This window comes from Streptomyces tailanensis (assembly GCF_008386495.1).
GTDB lineage: Bacteria > Actinomycetota > Actinomycetes > Streptomycetales > Streptomycetaceae > Streptomyces > Streptomyces tailanensis.
The window spans coordinates 326,711-348,168 of the sequence record NZ_VTHJ01000001.1; the positions used below are offsets into that span (position 1 = coordinate 326,711).

Annotated in this window: 13 protein-coding genes; 10 read left to right on the forward strand and 3 right to left on the reverse strand. The window is 70.1% G+C overall.

The window, feature by feature from the left end:
* Nucleotides 1-199 precede the first annotated feature (199 nt).
* Complete coding sequence (uvrA, locus tag F3T56_RS01470; protein ID WP_149822790.1) at nucleotides 200-3,211, forward strand: excinuclease ABC subunit UvrA; 3,012 nt, start codon at nucleotides 200-202, stop codon at nucleotides 3,209-3,211.
* 338 nt (nucleotides 3,212-3,549) lie between these two features.
* Here the strand turns inward: uvrA and F3T56_RS01475 are convergent, their stop codons facing one another.
* The 3 genes from F3T56_RS01475 to F3T56_RS01485 form a co-directional block, all read right to left on the reverse strand.
* Nucleotides 3,550-4,461 (reverse strand): carbohydrate kinase family protein, encoded by a 912-nt coding sequence (locus F3T56_RS01475; protein ID WP_149822791.1) that lies wholly within the window; start codon nucleotides 4,459-4,461, stop codon nucleotides 3,550-3,552.
* Nucleotides 4,462-4,587: 126 nt separating this feature from the next.
* On the reverse strand, nucleotides 4,588-5,616 hold the full coding sequence (locus tag F3T56_RS01480) for a hypothetical protein (RefSeq protein ID WP_149822792.1): 1,029 nt from the start codon (nucleotides 5,614-5,616) through the stop codon (nucleotides 4,588-4,590).
* Nucleotides 5,617-5,839: 223 nt separating this feature from the next.
* Nucleotides 5,840-6,214 carry a response regulator gene (locus F3T56_RS01485; protein ID WP_149822793.1) on the reverse strand — a complete coding sequence of 125 codons (375 nt, stop codon included), beginning with the start codon at nucleotides 6,212-6,214 and terminating at the stop codon, nucleotides 5,840-5,842.
* 165 nt (nucleotides 6,215-6,379) lie between these two features.
* Here F3T56_RS01485 and F3T56_RS01490 point away from each other — a divergent pair, with 165 nt between their 5' ends.
* The 9 genes from F3T56_RS01490 (at nucleotide 6,380) to gap (ending at nucleotide 21,344) form a co-directional block, all read left to right on the forward strand.
* Complete coding sequence (locus F3T56_RS01490; protein WP_149822794.1) at nucleotides 6,380-7,810, forward strand: sugar ABC transporter substrate-binding protein; 1,431 nt, start codon at nucleotides 6,380-6,382, stop codon at nucleotides 7,808-7,810.
* A 267-nt stretch (nucleotides 7,811-8,077) separates the two neighbouring features.
* Nucleotides 8,078-10,786, forward strand: a complete 2,709-nt coding sequence (locus tag F3T56_RS01495) for a PAS domain S-box protein (protein WP_149822795.1) — start codon at nucleotides 8,078-8,080, stop codon at nucleotides 10,784-10,786.
* A gap of 241 nt (nucleotides 10,787-11,027) precedes the next feature.
* Nucleotides 11,028-11,699 carry a response regulator transcription factor gene (locus tag F3T56_RS01500; protein ID WP_149822796.1) on the forward strand — a complete coding sequence of 224 codons (672 nt, stop codon included), beginning with the start codon at nucleotides 11,028-11,030 and terminating at the stop codon, nucleotides 11,697-11,699.
* Nucleotides 11,700-11,778: 79 nt separating this feature from the next.
* The gene (gene uvrC / locus F3T56_RS01505; protein WP_149822797.1) at nucleotides 11,779-13,869 is read left to right on the forward strand and encodes an excinuclease ABC subunit UvrC; all 2,091 of its coding nucleotides are present in this window, start codon (nucleotides 11,779-11,781) and stop codon (nucleotides 13,867-13,869) included.
* The gene (gene rapZ, locus F3T56_RS01510) at nucleotides 13,866-14,927 is read left to right on the forward strand and encodes an RNase adapter RapZ (RefSeq protein ID WP_149822798.1); all 1,062 of its coding nucleotides are present in this window, start codon (nucleotides 13,866-13,868) and stop codon (nucleotides 14,925-14,927) included. Before uvrC ends, rapZ begins: the two co-directional genes overlap by 4 nt.
* On the forward strand, nucleotides 14,924-15,994 hold the full coding sequence (locus F3T56_RS01515; RefSeq protein WP_149822799.1) for a gluconeogenesis factor YvcK family protein: 1,071 nt from the start codon (nucleotides 14,924-14,926) through the stop codon (nucleotides 15,992-15,994). The genes rapZ and F3T56_RS01515 overlap by 4 nt, the downstream gene beginning before the upstream one ends.
* Nucleotides 15,985-16,974: a DNA-binding protein WhiA gene (whiA, locus tag F3T56_RS01520; protein ID WP_149822800.1), complete on the forward strand. Its 990-nt coding sequence runs from the start codon at nucleotides 15,985-15,987 to the stop codon at nucleotides 16,972-16,974. The genes F3T56_RS01515 and whiA overlap by 10 nt, the downstream gene beginning before the upstream one ends.
* A 191-nt stretch (nucleotides 16,975-17,165) precedes the next feature.
* Nucleotides 17,166-20,123 carry a M14 family metallopeptidase gene (locus F3T56_RS01525; protein ID WP_149822801.1) on the forward strand — a complete coding sequence of 986 codons (2,958 nt, stop codon included), beginning with the start codon at nucleotides 17,166-17,168 and terminating at the stop codon, nucleotides 20,121-20,123.
* A 210-nt stretch (nucleotides 20,124-20,333) separates the two neighbouring features.
* Nucleotides 20,334-21,344 carry a type I glyceraldehyde-3-phosphate dehydrogenase gene (gene gap / locus F3T56_RS01530; protein ID WP_149822802.1) on the forward strand — a complete coding sequence of 337 codons (1,011 nt, stop codon included), beginning with the start codon at nucleotides 20,334-20,336 and terminating at the stop codon, nucleotides 21,342-21,344.
* The last annotated feature ends 114 nt before the right edge of the window (nucleotides 21,345-21,458 follow it).

Here is a 21,458-nt window from a genome sequence, read left to right on the forward strand (position 1 = left end):
TTCGGGTGAAGGTGGCGGACCGCGGCCCAAAATCGAATGCACGTGCTATATGGTCGAGTCCTGCGTCGGGCATGCTGGAAGGCCCGGGATTGTTGTGGAACGGGGAAACAGGACCGGCGCTGTCAGTGGCTCCCCCTAGTCTGTGAAGGACCGGGGGCTCCGCTCCTGCTCACTTCACTCAAGAAAGGTGCGGACCGGCGTGGCCGACCGTCTCATCGTCCGTGGCGCGCGCGAGCACAACCTGAAGAACGTCTCGCTCGACCTGCCGCGTGATTCGCTCATCGTCTTCACGGGCCTGTCGGGGTCGGGCAAGTCCTCGCTGGCCTTCGACACCATCTTCGCCGAAGGGCAGCGCCGGTACGTCGAGTCGCTCTCCTCCTACGCCCGGCAGTTCCTCGGGCAGATGGACAAGCCGGACGTCGACTTCATCGAGGGACTGTCCCCGGCGGTCTCCATCGACCAGAAGTCGACCTCGCGCAACCCGCGCTCCACGGTCGGCACGATCACCGAGGTCTACGACTACCTGCGGCTGCTCTTCGCGCGCATCGGCAAGCCGCACTGTCCCGAGTGCTCCCGCCCGATCTCGCGCCAGTCGCCGCAGGCCATCGTCGACCGGGTGCTGGAGCTGCCGGAGGGCAGCCGCTTCCAGGTGCTCTCCCCGCTGGTGCGCGAGCGCAAGGGCGAGTTCGTCGACCTCTTCGCCGACCTCCAGACCAAGGGTTACAGCCGTGCGCGGGTCGACGGCGAGACCGTTCAGCTTTCCAATCCGCCCACGCTGAAGAAGCAGGAGAAGCACACCATCGAGGTGGTCGTCGACCGCCTCACGGTGAAGGACTCCGCGAAGCGCCGCCTGACCGACTCCGTGGAGACCGCCCTCGGCCTCTCCGGCGGCATGGTCGTGCTCGACTTCGTCGACCTCCCTGAGGACGACCCCGAGCGCGAGCGCATGTACTCGGAGCACCTGTACTGCCCGTACGACGACCTGTCCTTCGAGGAGCTGGAGCCCCGCTCCTTCTCGTTCAACTCACCCTTCGGCGCCTGCCCCGAGTGCACGGGCATCGGTACGCGCATGGAGGTCGACCCCGAGCTGATCGTCCCGGACGAGGACAAGTCGCTCGACGAGGGCGCCATCCACCCCTGGTCGCACGGACACACCAAGGACTACTTCGGCCGCCTCATCGGTGCTCTGGCCGACGCGTTGGGATTCCGGACCGACATCCCCTTCGCCGGTCTGCCGCAGCGCGCGAAGAAGGCCCTGCTGTACGGCCACAAGACGCAGATCGAGGTCCGGTACCGCAACCGGTACGGGCGCGAGCGCGTGTACACCACGGGCTTCGAGGGCGCGGTGACCTTCGTGAAGCGGAGGCACAGCGAGGCCGAGAGCGACGCCAGCCGTGAGCGCTTCGAGGGCTATATGCGCGAGGTGCCCTGTCCCACCTGCCAGGGCACGCGTCTGAAGCCGATCGTCCTCGCGGTCACGATCATGGAGAAGTCGATCGCCGAGGTCTCCGCCATGTCCATCAGCGACTGCGCGGATTTCCTGGGCGAGCTGAAACTCAACGCCCGCGACAAGAAGATCGCCGAGCGCGTCCTGAAGGAGGTCAACGAGCGGCTGCGGTTCCTCGTCGACGTCGGCCTGGACTACCTCTCGCTCAACCGCGCGGCCGGCACGCTCTCCGGCGGCGAGGCGCAGCGCATCCGCCTGGCCACCCAGATCGGCTCCGGCCTCGTCGGCGTCCTGTACGTGCTGGACGAGCCCTCCATCGGTCTGCACCAGCGCGACAACCACCGGCTCATCGAGACCCTGGTGCGGCTGCGCGACATGGGCAACACGCTCATCGTCGTCGAGCACGACGAGGACACCATCAAGATGGCCGACTGGATCGTCGACATCGGCCCCGGCGCGGGCGAGCACGGCGGCAAGGTCGTGCACAGCGGCTCCCTGAAGGAGCTGCTCGACAACGCCGAGTCACAGACCGGGCAGTACCTGTCGGGCAAGAAGGCCATCCCGCTGCCGGACATCCGCCGCCCGCTCGACCCGACCCGGCAGCTCACGGTGCACGGCGCCCGGGAGAACAACCTCCAGGACATCGACGTGTCCTTCCCGCTGGGCATCTTCACGGCCGTCACCGGCGTGTCCGGCTCTGGCAAGTCCACGCTGGTCAACGACATCCTGTACACGCACCTGGCCCGCGAGCTGAACGGCGCGAGGAACGTACCCGGGCGGCACACGCGCGTGGACGGCGACGACCTCGTCGACAAGGTCGTCCACGTCGACCAGTCGCCCATCGGCCGCACCCCCCGGTCCAACCCGGCGACGTACACCGGCGTCTTCGACCACGTCCGCAAGCTGTTCGCCGAGACCACCGAGGCGAAGGTCCGCGGCTATCTGCCCGGCCGTTTCTCCTTCAACGTCAAGGGCGGCCGCTGCGAGAACTGCGCGGGCGACGGCACCATCAAGATCGAGATGAACTTCCTCCCGGACGTCTACGTCCCGTGCGAGGTCTGCCACGGTGCCCGGTACAACCGGGAGACCCTGGAGGTCCACTACAAGGGCAAGTCCATCGCCGATGTGCTGAACATGCCGATCGAGGAGGCCACGGAGTTCTTCGAGGCCGTTCCCGCGATCGCCCGTCACCTCAACACGCTCAAGGACGTCGGTCTCGGCTACGTCCGGCTGGGCCAGGCCGCGACCACCCTGTCCGGCGGCGAGGCCCAGCGCGTGAAGCTCGCCAGCGAACTGCAGAAGCGCTCCACCGGCCGCACGGTCTACGTCCTGGACGAGCCGACCACCGGCCTGCACTTCGAGGACATCAGCAAGCTCCTCAAGGTCCTGTCCGGCCTCGTCGACAAGGGCAACACGGTCATCGTCATCGAGCACAACCTCGACGTCATCAAGACCGCCGACTGGGTCGTCGACATGGGCCCCGAGGGCGGCGCCGGCGGCGGCCTCGTCATCGCGGAGGGCACGCCGGAGCAGGTCGCCGGGGTTCCGGCCAGCCACACCGGTAAGTTCTTGCGGGAGATTCTCGCTGCCGAGCGCATCAGCGACGCGGCCCCGATGAAGGCCCCGGCCAAGAGGACGGTCGCCGCCAAGTCGACGGCCAAGAAGACGGCGACGGCCCGTACGAACAAGGCTGTCAACAACACGGCGACCAAGAAGGCGGCCACGGTCACGAAGAAGACGACCACGCGGGCTCGCAAAGCCTGACGAGGACGGAACGGTGCCCTGCGGGAACGGTGTGGGCGCATCCCGCAGGCGCTCGGCACTCGTTCGGCAATTGGCAGCTCAGTCTCACGGACCCGCCTCGTTTACGGCGTGTCGTTGCGGGACCGTGGGACGGAGCCGCCAATTGTTGCTGCGGCCCGACGCGCGGTCCCCTGGACCCGCACTTCGCAGGTCGCCGGAAAGGTTCTCCGCAGCGGCCCCACCGCGTCCAATCTCGACCGGGCCGGACCGGGACAGTTATCGCCGCTGCGGTTCCGATCGGCTGGCGATCAGCTACGACCGCTTGATCTTCACGATCGGGTGACCTGCGAAGTCCGGGCCTAGACCTCGCCCACCTCCGACGCGTACGGCGGTTCCGCGCCCGCGCGGGAGCAGGTGACCGCGGCGGCGCGGGCGGCGAAGCGCAGGAGGCGGGTCCAGTCGGCCGGGGTCAGGGCGGCGAGTGCGGTCGGGGAGAGGGCGTCGCGGGTGGAGAGGCCGTGGAGGAGGGCCGCGTTCACCGTGTCGCCGGCGCCGATGGTGTCCACGACGTCGATCTTCTCGCCCGGCACGGAGTGTTCCGCGCCGTCGCGGGTGTGGGCGGTCAGGCCGTCTGCGCCGTGGGTGATCACCACGGCCGAAGGGCCGGAGGACAGCCACTGGCTCGGGGTGCCGCCCAGCCACTCCGCGTCCTCCTCGGAGAGCTTGAGCAACGACACCGAGGGCAGCCAGCTCTTGAACCGGGCCCGGTAGGCGTCCGCGTCGGGGATCAACCCCGGCCGGATGTTCGGGTCGAGGGCGGTGAACACGCCCTGGGCGGCGGTGCGGTGCATCAGCTCCTCGTAGGCGCTCGCGCCCGGTTCCAGGACGAGCGAGCAGGTGCCGAACGACACGGCCCGGGTGCCGTCGGGGAGCCGGTCGGGGGCCTCGAACAGCCGGTCGGCGCTGCCCTCGACGTAGAAGGAGTACCGGGCCGAGCCGTCCTCGCCGATCGAGGCCAGGGCGAGGGTCGTCGGCTCGGGGCCGCGCTGCACGGACGCCACGTCGACGTTCGCCTCGCGCAACGCGTCCAGTAGGGCCTCGCCATAGACGTCGTACGACACCCGGGAGCAGAAGGCGGTGGGGGAGCCGAGGCGGCCGAGCGCGATCGCGGTGTTGTAGGGGCCGCCACCGCGGGCCGGCCGCAGGTCCACGAGCGCGCCCGCGCCCCGGGGGACCAGATCGATCAGGGCTTCACCGGCGACGACGATCACGGCACGGATCCTTTCTCAAGACTCTCGGCCGGAAGGTATCCCAAACGCTTGCGCACCGCGAGGGCCGGCCTCCACCGAGGCAGCCGCCCCGCTCCCCGGGGCCCCACCCTCAGCTGCCCCAACCCCTCACTCCCAGTCCCACCCGATCCCCACGATCCCCGTCCGTACCCGTGGCTCGACGAGGTGTACCGAGCGGTGCAGTCGGCTCAGGGTGAGGGACTGGCGGCCGCTGCGGGGGGCCGCGGGCGAGTGCTGGGTGAAGCGGTGGCAGCGGACCGGCAGGGCCCGTTCGTCGAAGCGCACCTGGAGGGCGTACTGGCCGCCGGCGGTGCGGAAGCCGCGGACGTACTCGGTGCAGACGCCGGCGGTGCCGTCGTCGAAGCCGTAGCGGAAGAGGAACGTGTCGCCGCTGTGCAGCCGTGTGTCGAAGAGGAGTTCGGCGACGAGGACCCCGGTGTCGTGGTCCCAGCGCACCCGCCCCCTGCGGCAGTTCTCCAGGGCGCGGACCGCCATCCGCTCCGGTGCGCAGCCCGGATCGCCGTGGTGGACGGCCACATAGCGGTCCACGCCGTCCTTGTGGGCGCGCACGATGTGCTGGGACTCGCGGCCCAGCAGCTCCCGGCACGCGCCGACCCGTACCCGCTCGTGATGGCCGACGGTGTGCACCCCGCTGTCGAGCGGCACCTCCAACTCGCCGAGGAGCCGTTCCAGGACACCGGAGGCCTCCACCACGGCCCGGTACGAGCGGCCGGCGGGGCGTTCCGGCCCGGCGTGCTCGTCGGCCTGGGCGAGCAGTCGGATCAGCGACTCGTCCGGGAGCTGGAGGATCTCCTCCAGGGCTCGCACCGCGCGCAGCGACTCGGGGCGCTGTGGACGCCGGGCGCCCTGCTGCCAGTAACTCAGGCTGGTGACACCGACCTTGACCCCGTAGCGCGACAAGTGGTGCTGCACGCGCTGCAGCGGCAGCCCGCGCGCGGCGATCGCGGCGCGCAGCGCGACATGGAAGGGGCCGCCCCGCAGGACCGACTCCAACTCGGCGGTCGCGACTCCTGCCGTGGCCACCTCCGCCGTGGCGACTCCCGCCGTGGCGACGTCCGTGACATCCGGGACGTCGGCGACCGCCGCGACGTCCGTGTGCTCTATGACGTGCCGCATGCAGGGGCCTTTCTGTGAGATGTGCGCGACGGCTGGTCGGACCGCGCGGGCCGATCGGGGCGTCCGGTGGACGCGCGGGGCTCCCGGGCCTCCCGGACCTGCCGGATGTCTTCACATCCGTACGACGGCGTTCCTGTCCCCGAGTTCCCCCGCATTGAAGCGTGTTGACCAAGTCCCGACAACACCTGGCGCGTGACATGGCCGGACACCACCCTCAAGATCCTCAAGTCGCCGGGGACCCGGAATCGGGCCCCAGCAGGTCGCGCAGGGCCTGTCCGGAGAGCTTCGACTTGTGGAGGAAGCCGCGGGCGGGGCTGGCGGCGACGAGTTCCTGGATGTCGTCCAGCGGGTGTGTGGAGGTCAGGATGATGACGGAGGAGGCGGTACGCGCGAGCCGCGGCGCGAGCTCCAGTCCGCTCTCGCCGCCCAGATCGATGTCCAGCAGGACGAGGTCCGGGGCCAGTTCCACGGTCCGCGCGAGCGCCTGCGCGCCCGTGGAGGCCACGCCCACGACACGGATCCCGTCGCGTTCGAGCAGCGTGCGGGCGACCTCCAGGAACCGGGCACTGTCATCGACGATGAGACAGCGCATGGACATGCTGACAGCCTCCCAACGCGCTGGTGGGCACACATTCCGGCTAGCGGGAAAGTGTCGCCCGGGCAGGATTCCCGCCAGCCGGGATGTGCTGAATGTGCTGAAGTCCTTTGCCGAATCGATCGGTTCGTGTTCACCCAGGGAATCGAATGCGCCACGAGCAGTAGCATGTCGCTGCTCTGGGGGCCGGGTCGTCCGGTCGAGTGGGGGTGCGCGATGAAGACACCGCGTGGGGGCGCCGGCAGACGCCGGTTCCGCCGTGCCCTGCTGTCGGGGATGTCGGCGGCCGCCTTGCTGCTGGCGGGGTGCAGCGCCGGTGACGAGGACGGGCGGGGCGAGGGGGAGAAGGCGGCGGGTGACACGACCTGCGACGGCCGGATCGAGGGCACCGCCCACATCACGATGTGGTTCCACGCGGGCCAGAGCGGTGAGCAGAGCACCCTGCGCGGCCAGGTCGAGGAGTTCAACAAGGCCCAGCGGCAGGTACGGGTCGAACTGGTCACCCTGCCCGAGCAGCGCCCGTACACCGAACTCGTCCTCTCCGCGGCGGCCAGCGGCGACCTGCCGGACCTCCTCGACTTCGACGGCCCGAACCTCTACAGCTACGCCTGGTCCGGCAAGCTCAGGCCGATCGACTCCTGCGTACCCGCGAAGGTCCGCGACGATCTGCTCCCCTCGATCAGGGAGCAGGGCACGTACGACCGGCGGTTGTGGGGCGTCGGCACCTTCGACTCCGGGCTCGGCCTGTACGTACGGCCGTCGGTGCTCAGGGAGGCGGGTGTCCGTATCCCCGAGGGCATCGAGGACGCCTGGACCGCCGACGAGCTGACGGACATCCTGCGCGAGCTCCGCGCCGAGGGCTACGAGGCGCCGCTGGACCTGAACTTCCACGACTCGAAGCTCGCCGACGAGTGGAACACCTACGCCTTCGCCCCGGCCGTCTGGTCGGCGGGCGGCGACCTCATCGACCCCGAGGAGTTCCGCACGGCCGACGGCTTCCTCAACGGCCCGAAGACAGTCGGCGCGCTCACCACCATGCAGAGCTGGGTGGAGGAGGGGTACGTCGACCGGGGCAAGGACGAGAGCGCGTTCGTGAAGGGCCGCAGCCCCATCTCCTGGATGGGCCACTGGAAGTACGTCGAGTACAGCGAAGCACACCGGGGCGACATCGTGCTCGTGCCGCTGCCCGACTTCGGCACCGGCACCGTCACCGGCATGGGGTCCTGGCAGTGGGGCATCCCCTCGGGCGCGGCCGACGGCGACGCGGTGTGGCGCTTCCTGGAGTACCTGTTGCAGCCGGAGCAGGTGCTCAGGATGAGCGAGGCGAACGGCGCGATCCCGGCGACCGAGAGGGCCGTGAAGAGGTCGGCACCGTACGACGAGGACGGCCCGGAGCGGTTGTTCATCGAGCAGTTGCGCGGCGTCGCCCGGCCCCGGCCGCAGACCCCCGCGTACCCGGCGGTCACCCAGGCCTTCGCCCGCGCGGTCGCCGAGGTCGTCTTCGCCGGGGCCCCCGCGAAGAAGACCCTGGACCAGGCCGTCGAGGACATCGACAAGGACCTGGCCGCCCACGACGGCTACCCGCAGAGCGAGCCGTGAACCGAGGCGCCGCCGGCGAAGACCCGCAGCGAAAACGCCTGTACTGAGGCCGCCGCGGCGAAGACGCCTTCACTGAAGACGCCTGGACCGTCCGCGAGTTCGACGGCATGCTGAAGAGGCTGCGCACACCGGTCCACGAGGGGCCGTCGGCCCTCCCGATACCGTGGGCCGACACCGCAGAGTCGGGCAAGGGCGGGACACGTGGACGCGAACGACGACCCCTCGGGAAGCCGCCTCCCGGGCCCGCGCCCCCGAAGACAGGGCACCATGCCGTTCGTGTCCCGCCTCCGCGTCGGCCCCAAGCTGATGCTGCTCGTCCTGCTGCCGGTCACCTGCCTGCTGGTGTTCACGGCCCTCGCCGCCGTGACCCAGTGGGAGGAGGCGCGGACCCTGCGCGACTTCGACGACGCGATCGAGGTGTCGTTCGCGACCGGAGAGGTCTCCGACGCCGTCGCACACGAGCGGATCGCGGCCGTACGGGCCCGGCTGCGCCCCGGACCGGGCACGTCACGCGAGCGCTCCGAAGCCCAGCAGGCCACCGACAGCGCGCTGCGACGGGCCTTCGGGCACGCCGTCGACCGGCCGGTGGCCGACGTCGCCGGTGTCCTCGACGCCAAGCGCCGACAACTGCACGCGCTGCGCGTCGAGACGGGCACCACCTCGCTGGAGGCGCCGGACGTGGCCAGGAGGTACAAGGGCATCGAGACCGATCTGATCGACACCGTCGCCACCCTGGAGTCCGGGCGCCCGACCAGGGCCGCGGGCCGTGCGGCCGACGCCCACGTCGTGCTGCTGCGGGCCATCGCCGCCGCCGAACGGGAACAGGCCGAACTCGCCATTCTGTTCGATGCCCCAGCCGGTGAACGCCCCACCGCCGCCGGCCGCTGGACCGAAGTGGAGGACTCCCAGCTGCAGGCCTTCCGGCAGACCACGTCCCCGGAGCTGCGGGCCACGCTGGATCGCGTCGTCTTCCAGGGCCCCGGACGCGCCGTACGCAAGGTCCGCGACATGCTCGCCGCCGCCGACCCCCGGCCCGCCGACTGGCCCTCGTACGACCGCTGGCTGGCCGACTCCGAGAACTACGTCGACGATCTGCGCGGCATCCAGGAGCGGGCCGAGCGTGAACTCGCCGTCACCGCCGACCGCGAGCTGAGCGCCACCCGGACGCGGGCCTCCACCGAACTGGGCGTCTCCCTGGCCGTCCTGTTCCTCGTCACCCTCCTCGCGCTCGCCCTGCGCCGCTCGATCACCCGCCCCCTCGGGCAGGTCGCCGCCGGCGCCCGGGCCCTGTCGGACGGCGACCTCTCCTACGACATCCGCTACACGGGACGCGACGAACTCGGGGACGTCGCCGACACCTTCCGTGAGCTGCGGGTGACCACCGAACGGCTGGCCGAGCAGATCCGGGCCATGAACACGGCGATCGACGCCAACCAGCTCGAACACCGGGCCGACGTCGACTCCTTCGACGGCACCTGGGCCCAGCTGCTGGGCGGCATGAACGGCACCATGGACTCCTTCGCCGCCGCCCACGGGCGCCGCAGACGGGCCGAACAGGAGCTGGAGGGCATCTTCAACCTCTCCCTGGACCTGCTGTGCATCAGCGGCCTCGACGGCTACTTCAAGCGCGTCAACCCGGCCTTCGAACGCACCCTGGGGTATGCGAGCGAGACGCTGATCGCCCGGCCGTTCATCGAGTTCGTCCACGACGACGACCGGGACCGCACCCGGGAGTCCATAGAGCGGCTGGCGGGCGGCGCCGAGGTCGCCGAGTTCGTGAACCGGTACATCCGCGCGGACGGCACGGAGTGCTGGTTGCAGTGGAGCGCACGGCCGGTCCCCGAGGAAGGCCTCATCTACGCCGCCGCCCGCGACGTCACCGAGAGCCGCCGGGCCGCCCTCGAACAGACCGCGCTGCGCCGGGTCGCCACCGCGGTCGCGCGCGGGGTGCCGCCGTCCGAGGTGTTCGCCAAGGTGGCGGAGGAAGTGGGGTCCCTGCTGAGCACGGCCGCGGCCGTACTGCGCTACGAAACCGACGGCGCCAACAAGCTCCTCGGTATCGCACACGCCGACGTCGACCCGAGCGCGGAGGACGCCCGCCTGGTACGGCGTGAAGCGGCGGCTCAGGTGATCCACGAAGTGGCCCGCACCCGGTCCGCGGCACGGCTCGGCACCGCCGTGGGCGCGCCCATCGTCGTCGAGGGCCGACTGTGGGGAGTCGTCGTCGCGGCCTCGCTCCTGGACCCGCTGCCCGAGGGCACCGAATCCCGGCTCGCCGACTTCACCGAACTGATCGCCACCGCCATCGCCAACGCCGACAGCCGCGATCAACTGAGAGCCTCACGCGCGCGTGTCGTGGCCGCCGGGGACGCCTCCCGGCGCCGTATCGAACGCGACCTGCACGACGGTGTCCAGCAGCGCCTGGTCTCCCTCCAACTGGAGCTGCGGATGGCGGAGTCCCTGGTCGAGGACCCCTCGTCGGAACTGGCCCGGCAACTGGCCCACCTGGGAAAGGGCCTCGACGACACCTTCCAGGACCTCCTCCAGGTGGCCCGGGGCATCCACCCGGCCGTGCTCTCCAAGGGCGGCCTCGGCCCCGCCCTGCGCGCCCTCGCCCGCCGCTGCGCCATACTCGTCGAACTCGACCTGCGGCTCTCCACCGCCCGCTTCCCGGAACAGGTCGAGGTGGCCGCGTACTACGTCATCTCGGAGTGCCTGACCAACGCCGTCAAGCACGCGCGCGCGAGCGTGGTGACCGTGGCGGCCGAGGACCAGCGGGGTGTCCTGGAGCTGATCGTCCGCGACGACGGCGTCGGGGGAGCGGAGCCGGACAAAGGCTCGGGGCTGATCGGGCTCATCGACCGCGTCGAGGCGATCGGTGGCCGGCTGACCGTAGCCAGCCCACCGGACAGCGGTACGACGATGACGGTACGGCTCCCGGTGACACCGCCGCCGGATGCGGAGAGTCACGCGTGACCGCCCGGCGCGTACGCGGCGAAGTCCCCTTCAAGGGGGGAGTCGGGGACTCGGCACGCGTACGGTCCGGGCGGTCGGGTCGGACGGCGGAGACTGCCGTCCGGCTTCGAGCATGGCGCTCAAACGTTCCGGTGTCCTCCCGGCCCTCCCCCAACTAGGCTTCCGGCTAGCCGTAAGTCCCCAGTCCGGGCAGGCTGTTGGGACGAACCGGACAGGCCGGGCAAGGGGGAAGGCCGAGACCATGGACGCCGATCAGCATCCAGAGCGCGGACGGGTGGTGCTCGCCGATGACGACGTGCTCCTTCGGGAGGGACTGGCGAGCCTCTGCGAGCGCGTCGGCTACGAGGTGGTGGGCCAGGCCGGGGACGCCGACGGGCTCATGGACCTGGTCGAGGCGGAGCACCCGGACATCGCGATCATCGACATCCGGATGCCGCCGACCCAGTCGACCGAGGGGCTGAAGGCGGCCTGCGAGATCCGGGAGCGGTATCCGGAGGTCGGGATCCTGGTGCTGTCGGCGTTCGTCGAGGTCGAGGACGCGTTGGAGCTGCTGGCCGGTGGGCGCAGCATCGGGTATCTGCTCAAGAGCCGGATCACTGTCGTGGACGAGTTCCTGGAGACATTGGACCGGATTCGGCGGGGTGGGTCGGTGGTCGATCCGTCGCTGGTGCAGGAGCTGGTCGCGGCGCAGCGGCGGGATGACCCGCTGTCCATGCTGAGCAATCGAGAGCGTGAGGTTCTCGGCCTCATGGCCGAGGGTCGGTCCAACGCCGGGATCGGGAAGCGGTTGTGGGTGACCGAGGGCACGGTCGAGAAGCATGTGCGGAACATTCTGGGGAAGCTGCGGTTGCCCGAGGAGCCGGATGATCATCGGCGGGTGCTTGCGGTACTGACGTTTTTGGAGACGCGCTAGGTTTCCGGGGCGCGCGCTGCCCCTCGGCTCTGTCCACAGGGCGCCCGTGTTGTCACTCCCCGCCAGTAGGGTGTGAAGCATGGCCGACCCCTCCAGCTATCGCCCCAGTCCGGGGCAGATCCCGGACTCTCCCGGGGTGTACAAGTTCCGTGACGAGCACCGTCGGGTGATCTACGTCGGGAAGGCGAAGAGCCTGCGTCAGCGCCTGGCGAACTACTTCCAGGACCTGGCCGGCCTCCACCCGCGCACCCGGACGATGGTCACCACGGCCGCCTCCGTGGAGTGGACCGTGGTGTCCACGGAGGTCGAGGCGCTGCAGCTGGAGTACTCCTGGATCAAGGAGTTCGACCCCCGGTTCAACGTCAAGTACCGCGACGACAAGAGCTACCCGTACCTCGCGGTCACCATGAACGAGCAGTACCCGCGCGTGCAGGTGATGCGCGGTCACAAGAAGAAGGGCGTGCGCTACTTCGGCCCGTACGCGCACGCGTGGGCGATCCGCGACACCGTCGACCTCCTGCTGCGCGTATTCCCCGTCCGCACTTGCTCGGCCGGTGTCTTCAAGAACGCGGCCCGCACCGGCCGCCCCTGTCTGCTCGGTTACATCGGCAAGTGCTCGGCGCCGTGCGTGGAGCGGATCTCCGCCGAGGACCACCGTGAACTGGCCGAGGAGTTCAGCGACTTCATGGCCGGGCGCACGGGCACGTACCTCCGGCGTCTCGAGAAGCAGATGATGGACGCGGCCGAGGAGATGGAGTACGAGCGGGCCGCCCGGCTGCGAGACGACATCGAGGCCCTGAAGAAGGCCATGGAGAAGAACGCGGTCGTGCTCGCCGACGCGACCGACGCCGACCTGATGGCCGTCGCCGAGGACGAGCTGGAGGCGGCCGTGCAGATCTTCCACGTACGCGGCGGACGCGTGCGCGGCCAGCGCGGCTGGGTCACCGACAAGGTCGAGGCCGTCACCACCGGTGACCTCGTCGAGCACGCGCTCCAGCAGCTCTACGGCGAGGAGACGGGCGACTCCGTGCCCAAGGAGGTCCTCGTCCCGGCGCTGCCCGACCCCGTCGGACCGGTCCAGGAGTGGCTCACCGGGCGCCGTGGGTCCAACGTCTCCCTGCGCATCCCGCAGCGGGGCGACAAGAAGGCCCTCATGGAAACCGTCGCGCGCAACGCCCAGCAGTCGCTCGTCCTGCACAAGACCAAGCGCGCCTCCGACCTCACCACCCGCTCCCGCGCCCTGGAGGAGATCGCCGAGGCCCTCGACCTGGACAGCGCCCCGCTGCGGATCGAGTGCTACGACATCTCCCACCTCCAGGGCGAGGACGTCGTGGCCTCCATGGTCGTCTTCGAGGACGGGCTGGCCCGCAAGAGCGAGTACCGGCGCTTCCAGATCAAGGGGTTCGAGGGGCAGGACGACGTCCGGTCCATGCACGAGGTCATCACCCGCCGCTTCAAGCGGTACCTCGCCGAGAAGGAGAGGACCGGCGAGTGGGTGGACGGCGACGGCCTCAAGAACGACGGCCTCAAAGACGACGGCCTCAAGGACGAGCTCAAGGACGAGCTCAAGGACGACGACGGCCGCCCCAAGCGCTTCGCCTACCCGCCCCAGCTGGTCGTCGTCGACGGCGGGCAGCCGCAGGTGGCCGCCGCCCGGCGGGCCCTCGACGAACTGGGCATCGACGACATCGCCGTGTGCGGCCTCGCCAAGCGCCTGGAGGAGGTCTGGGTGCCCGGCGAGGACGACCCGGTGGTCCTGCCCCGCACCAGCGAGGGGCTGTATCTGCTCCAGCGCGTCCGCGACGAGGCCCACCGCTTCGCCATCACCTACCAGCGCACCAAGCGGGCCAAGCGCTTCCGGGCCAGCCCCCTGGACGACGTAGCGGGGCTCGGCGACACCCGCAAGCAGGCCCTGCTCAAGCACTTCGGCTCGCTCAAGAGGCTGCGTGCCGCGACGATCGACCAGATCTGCGAGGTCCCCGGCATAGGCCGCAAGACGGCCGAGACGATCGCCGCGGCCCTGGCCCAGGCGGCGCCGGCCGCACCCGCCGTGAACACGGCCACTGGAGAGATCATGGAGGAAGAGGAGCCCGGTACGACGACGGCGGACCCCTCTGGGGAGCCCGTGGCCGCGGGCGCCCCGGACCGGCGGCGAGGGCAGGAGACATGACCCAGCACAGCGAGCGCCCAGACATCCCGGAGCGCCCGGAGGCCCCGGAGCGTCCGGAAGAACAGCACCAAGAGCACACAGCGGAGCGCGGGGAAGCCCACAGCGCGGCGGGCGACCATGCCTCCGAGCACCCAGCGCCACAGGAAGACGGAGCACACGTGAGTACGGGCATCGAAACAGCCGGGGTCCCCGAGGCGGCCATCCCCGAGCTGGTCATCATCTCCGGCATGTCCGGCGCCGGGCGGTCGACGGCCGCCAAGTGTCTGGAGGACCTCGGCTGGTTCGTCGTCGACAACCTGCCGCCCGCGCTGATCCCCACCATGGTGGAGCTCGGCGCCCGCTCCCAGGGCAACGTGGCGCGGATCGCGGTCGTCGTCGACGTACGGGGCCGCCGTTTCTTCGACAACCTCCGCGACTCCCTCGCCGACCTGGAGACCAAGCACGTCACCCGGCGGATCGTCTTCCTGGAGTCCTCCGACGACGCCCTCGTACGCCGCTTCGAGTCGGTGCGCCGCCCGCACCCCCTCCAGGGCGACGGTCGCATCACCGACGGCATCGCCGCCGAGCGGGAGCTGCTGCGCGAGCTGCGCGGCGACGCCGACCTGGTGATCGACACCTCCAGCCTCAACGTGCACGAGTTGCGCGCCAAGATGGACGCCCAGTTCGCCGGCGAGGAGGAGCCCGAGCTGCGGGCCACCGTCATGTCCTTCGGCTTCAAGTACGGCCTCCCGGTCGACGCCGACCTGGTCGTGGACATGCGCTTCCTGCCCAACCCGCACTGGGTCCCGGAGCTGCGCCCGTACACCGGCCTCAACGAGGAGGTCTCCGCGTACGTCTTCAACCAGCCCGGCGCCAAGGAGTTCCTCGACCGCTACACCGAGCTGCTCCAGATGATCGCCGCCGGATACCGCCGCGAGGGCAAGCGGTACGTGACCATCGCGGTCGGCTGCACCGGGGGCAAGCACCGCTCGGTCGCCACCTCCGAGAAACTCGCCGCCCGCCTCGCCTCCCAGGGCGTCGAGACCGTGGTCGTGCACCGGGACATGGGGCGCGAGTGACCGGACGTGCTGCGCTGCGGCTGAGCAGGCTGCGCCGGGCGACCGCGGAGGACCGCGGGGGCAGGCCCGCCGAGGCGAGGGGGGCGAGACCCCGCCGCCGGGGCACCCAGCCCAAGGTCGTCGCGCTCGGCGGCGGCATGGGCCTGTCCGCCTCGCTCGCCGCCCTGCGCCGGATCACCGGCGACCTCACCGCCGTCGTCACCGTGGCCGACGACGGCGGCTCCAGTGGACGCCTGCGCGACGAGCTGGGCGTGCTGCCACCCGGCGACCTGCGCAAGGCGCTGGCCGCGCTGTGCGGCGACGACGACTGGGGCCAGACCTGGGCACGCGTCATCCAGCACCGCTTCCAGTCCCAGGGCGACCTGCACGAACACGCGGTCGGCAATCTGCTGATCGTCGCCCTGTGGGAGCAGCTCGGCGACCACGTCCAGGCCCTCGACCTGGTCGGCAGGCTGCTCGGCGCCCAGGGCCGCGTGCTGCCCATGTCGGCCGTACCGCTGGAGCTCCAGGCCCTGGTCAAGGGCCACGACCCGGACCGCCCCGACGAGGTCGACACCGTACGGGGGCAGGCGACCGTCGCGCTCACGCCCGGCGAGGTGCAGTCCGTGCACGTCGTGCCGCACGACCCGCCCGCCGTGCCCGAGGCCGTGGCGGCGGTCCTGGACGCGGACTGGGTGGTGCTCGGCCCCGGTTCCTGGTTCTCCTCGGTGATCCCGCACCTGCTCGTGCCCGACCTGCTCGACGCCCTCACCGAGACCAAGGCCCGGCTCGTGCTGTCGCTGAACCTCGCCCCGCAGCCGGGAGAAACCGATGGCTTCTCCCCGCAGCGTCATTTGGAGGTTTTGGCACGACACGCCCCTAAACTCGCCCTGGACGTGGTGCTGGCCGACGAGGCCGCCGTGCCCGACCGCGATTCCCTGACCGATGCCGCCAAACGGTTCGGTGCCGCGGTCGAGCTGGCGCCGGTGGCCCGGCCCGATGGATCTCCGCGGCACGATCCGGAGCTGTTGGCCGCCGCGTACGACCGTATTTTTCGGATGCATGGAAGGATCGGCCCATGGCGATGACGGCAGCGGTGAAGGACGAGATCTCCCGGCTTCCCGTCACCCGGACCTGCTGCAGAAAGGCGGAGGTCTCGGCGATCCTGCGGTTCGCGGGCGGGCTGCACCTGGTGAGCGGCCGCATCGTGATCGAGGCGGAGCTGGACACCGCGATGGCGGCCCGCCGTCTGAAGCGGGACATCCTGGAGATCTTCGGCCACAGCTCCGAACTGATCGTGATGGCCCCCGGTGGACTGCGCCGGGGCTCGCGCTATGTCGTGCGCGTGGTCGCGGGCGGCGACCAGCTGGCCCGCCAGACGGGTCTGGTGGACGGCCGGGGCCGGCCCATCCGGGGCCTGCCCCCGCAGGTCGTCTCCGGTGCCACCTGTGACGCCGAGGCGGCCTGGCGTGGCGCGTTCCTGGCGCACGGCTCCCTCACAGAGCCCGGACGCTCGTCCTCCCTGGAGGTGACCTGCCCGGGCCCGGAGGCGGCCCTCGCGCTGGTCGGCGCGGCCCGGCGGCTGTCGATCGCCGCGAAGGCCCGCGAGGTACGGAGCGTGGACCGGGTCGTCGTACGGGACGGGGACGCGATCGGCGCGCTCCTCACCCGCCTCGGCGCCCACGAGTCCGTGCTGGCCTGGGAGGAGCGGCGGATGCGCCGCGAGGTCCGCGCCACCGCCAACCGGCTCGCCAACTTCGACGACGCCAACCTGCGCCGCTCGGCCCGCGCCGCCGTCGCCGCCGGTGCCCGCGTGGGCCGCGCCCTGGAGATCCTCGGCGACGACGTCCCCGAGCACCTCGCGGCCGCCGGCCGACTGCGCATGGAGCACAAGCAGGCCTCCCTGGAGGAGCTGGGCGCGCTCGCCGACCCGCCGCTCACCAAGGACGCCGTCGCGGGCCGGATCCGCCGGCTGCTGGCCATGGCCGACAAGCGCGCCTCGGACCTCGGTATCCCGGGGACCGAGGCCAGCCTCACCGAGGACATGGCCGAGAACCTCGTCGGGTGACCACCCGTCAGTAGGCCGACGAGCGGTTCGACTCGCCGGTGTCGACGCCCAGTTGGCGCGGTCGGCACCGGCTTTTCGCATACGGCGTGAAATCCTTGTGTGGCCTGTGTGACACCCTTGACTTGATCCAGAACTGACATGAGCCTGGCGTCAGTTCGCCACTGTGGCGAACCTATGCAAGGGGGGGGCTCATGAGACCAAGAGCTGGAACGATCCTTGCCGCGGGCGTGCTCCTGCTCGGCGGCGGCGCAGGACTCGCACCGCTGGCGCAGGCGGCCGACAGCGACACTTCCACCGACGCGGACGAACTCAAGGTCTTCCGCGCCGAGGTGACGAAAAAGCAGGTACCGCTGCTGCTCGCGGCCGGGCAGGACGGCCATGAACTCAGCGAGACGGTACCGGAGAAGGGCACCGCGTCGGTCGAGGTCTACCTCACCGACAAGCAGGCGGAGGCCTTGGAGGAGCAGGGCGTCGACCTCGACGAGCACCAGCTCACCAAGAAGGCCCAGGCGCGGGTGGCCGCCGCCGGTGACGGCGTCTACCGCCCGTACAGCGGCGCGGGCAACATCAAGGAGGAGATCATCCGGACGGGCCGGGAGAACCCGTCCCTGACCAAGGTGGTCTCCATCGGCAAGTCCCTCCAGGGACAGGACATCCTCGCGGTCAAGCTCACCAAGAACGCGAAGAAGACCAAGGACGGCGCCAAGCCCTCCGTCCTGTACCTGTCCAACCAGCACGCGCGTGAGTGGATCACGCCGGAGATGACCCGGCGGCTGATGCACCATTACCTGGACAACTACAAGACGGACAAGCGGATCAAGAAGATCGTCGACACCACCGAGCTGTGGTTCGTGATCACCGCCAACCCGGACGGCTACGACTTCACGCATCAGCCCGACGGCAACCGCCAGTGGCGCAAGAACCTGCGGGACATCAACGGGGACGGCTCCATAGCGATCGGCGACGGCGTCGACCTCAACCGCAACTTCGCCTACAAGTGGGGCTACGACGACGAGGGTTCGTCCCCGTTCCCCACCAACGAGACCTACCGCGGCGGCGGCCCCAACTCCGAGCCCGAGACGAAGGCCCTGGACGCCTTCGAGAAGCGCATCGGCTTCGAGTACGGCATCAACTACCACTCGGCCGCCGAGCTCATCCTCTACGGGGTCGGCTGGCAGGTGGCGAGCCCCACTCCGGACGACGTGCTCTACGAGTCGCTGGCCGGTACCCCGGAGAAGCCCGCCATCCCCGGCTACCGCCCCCAGCTCTCCTCCGAGCTGTACACCACCAACGGTGAGGCGAACGGCCACGCGTCCAACGTCAACGGCGCGGCGTTCTTCACCCCCGAGATGTCGACGTGCCAGACCGCGTCGAACATCGACCCGGACGACGCCTGGAAGCCCGAGGACTGCGCCTCGGTCTTCACGTTCCCGGACGACGAGAAGCTGATCCAGCAGGAGTTCGAGAAGAACATCCCCTTCGCGCTCTCCGTCGCCGAGTCCGCCGTCCGGCCCGACCAGCCGAAGTCCTCGGTCGGCATCGACGCCCCCGACTTCACCACGTCGCCCTTCACCACGTCGTACGCGCGCGGCGCCGACCAGGAGGTCTCCGTCGTCGTACGCAAGTCCGTGCGCGACAAGGAGATGAAGTACCGGATCAACGGCCGCGGCCGTACGTACGACCGGACGCTCAAGTCCTGGAAGGGCGGCGAGACGTTCGGCGGTGAGGACAACCTCTACTTCGACGAGTACCGGGCCAAGGTGCGGCACGGTGAACCAGGCGACAAGGTCGAGGTCTGGTTCACCGGCGAGACGAAGAGCGGCAAGCCCACCCGCAGCGAGCGCTTCACGTACACGATCGCCGAGCGGCCGGGGGCCGACACGCTCGTCGTCGCCGAGGAGGGCGCGACCGCGACCCAGGCGCAGACCTACGTGGACGCGCTGAAGGCCAACGGGAAGAAGGCGCTCGTCTGGGACGTCGCGACCCTGGGCGCCCCCGACGCGCTCGGCGTACTGAAGCACTTCAAGCAGGTCGTGCACTACACGGGCGCCGTCCGCCCGGGCGTGGCCACCCAACTCGAACTGCGTGCCTACCTCAACGAGGGCGGCAAGCTGATCGAGTCCGGTGAGAGCGCCGGCGGCGCCGTCGACCTCGGCGGCGGCACCCTGTCGAACGATTTCAGCCAGTACTACCTGGGCGCCTACAGCCGTACGTCCCTGCCGAACGCCACCTCCTTCGCGGGCAGCGGCAGGCTCGACGGCTTCACGGGAGCGCTCGGCGGCGCGCCGGGCAACCCGCTGGACACCGCCGGATCGTTCGGCCTCACCTCGGACGCCCTGCCCGTGGAGACGTTCCCGCAGTTCAAGAGCGCGGGCGCGGGCCAGTACCCCGGGACCGTCAACCCGTACGGCCCGTACGAGGGTGAGTCCATGGCGGCCGTCACGCACTCCGACTACGCCTGGAACCGCCTCACCCGCACCATCGACCTCACGTCGGTGAGCGCCGCCGACAAGCCCACCCTGCGCACTCAGCTCCTGTGGAACACGGAGGAGGGCTACGACCACGCGGTCCTGGAGGCGCACACGGCCGGGGCGGACGACTGGACCACGCTGCCGGAGGCGGGCGGCGCCACCTCCACCGCCGTGCCCACCGAATGCGAGGCCGGATACCTCGTACAGGCCCACCCGGCCCTGAAGCGCTACCTGACCCCGGGCTCCGGCGCCTGCACGCCCACCGGCACCAGCGGCGCCTGGAACAGCTTCACCGGTGCCTCCGACGGCTGGCAGCAGGTCGAGTTCGACCTGTCCGCGTACGCCGGCAGGACGGTCGAGGTGTCGCTCGGCTACATCACCGACCCCGGCTCCGGCGGTCGCGGACTCCTCGTCGACAACGCCACGGTCGTCAACGGCGGCACGGCCGGTCCCGTCGAGGGCTTCGAGACCTCCCTCGGCGCCTGGACCACCCCCGGCGCGCCCGAGGGCAGCCCGGCGGTCGTCAAGGACTGGGGTCTGTCCGGTGAACTCTTCAAGACGTACGGAGCGGTCACCACGGACGACACCGTGCTGCTGGGCTTCGGCCTGGAACAGGTCACCTCGGCGGTCGACCGCAAGGCACTCCTCGGCAAGGCACTGGCGGCCCTGAAGGTCTGAAATCAGATGATCAGAGGGGCGCTCAAAAGGTAATCACCTTGCAAAACCAGGGCGGTCCGTATCCCTACTGGCGGGTACGGGCCGCACCGCCATGTATAGGGCATCTCGATGTCACCGGACGGGCCCTGGGGAGGTAGGGTCGTAGGCGGTCGGGGACATCCCATACAGCTCGCCGGCACTGAGCCGGCGTACCAACGAGGAGATCGGTTCGTGACGATCCGCGTAGGCATCAACGGCTTTGGCCGCATCGGTCGTAACTACTTCCGCGCGCTGCTGGAGCAGGGTGCAGACATCGAGATCGTGGCTGTCAACGACCTGGGTGACACCGCGACCACCGCTCACCTGCTGAAGTACGACACCATCCTGGGCCGTCTCAAGGCCGAGGTGTCGCACACCGCCGACACGATCACCGTCGACGGTCACACCATCAAGGTCCTCTCCGAGCGCAACCCCGCCGACATCCCGTGGGGCGAGCTGGGCGTCGACATCGTCATCGAGTCCACCGGCATCTTCACGAAGAAGGCCGACGCCGCGAAGCACCTCGCCGGCGGCGCCAAGAAGGTCCTCATCTCGGCTCCGGCCAAGGACGAGGACATCACCATCGTGATGGGTGTCAACCAGGACAAGTACGACCCGGCGAACCACCACGTCATCTCCAACGCCTCCTGCACCACCAACTGTGTGGCGCCGATGGCCAAGGTCCTCGACGAGAACTTCGGCATCGTCAAGGGTCTGATGACGACGGTCCACGCCTACACCAACGACCAGCGCATCCTGGACTTCCCGCACTCGGACCTGCGTCGCGCCCGCGCCGCCGCCGAGAACATCATCCCGACCACCACCGGTGCCGCGAAGGCCACCGCGCTGGTCCTCCCGCAGCTCAAGGGCAAGCTCGACGGCATCGCGATGCGTGTCCCGGTCCCGACCGGCTCGGCCACCGACCTGGTCGTGCAGCTGCAGCGCGAGGTCACCAAGGACGAGGTCAACGCCGCGTTCAAGAAGGCCTCCGAGGACGGCGACCTCAAGGGCTACCTGGCCTACACCGAGGACCCGATCGTCTCCTCGGACATCGTCAGCGACCCGGCCTCCTGCACCTTCGACTCCTCCCTGACCATGGTCCAGGAGGGCAACTCGGTGAAGATCCTCGGCTGGTACGACAACGAGTGGGGCTACTCCAACCGCCTCGTCGACCTCACGGTCTTCGTCGGCAACCAGCTCTGATCAACAGAGCAGGCACTTGATGTGACGGCAGGGCTCGGGCGGCGCAGTGACGCGCCGCCCGGGCCCTGACTCACGTGCAGATCAGCCCTCTTAGGATCACGAGCACCACGAGTC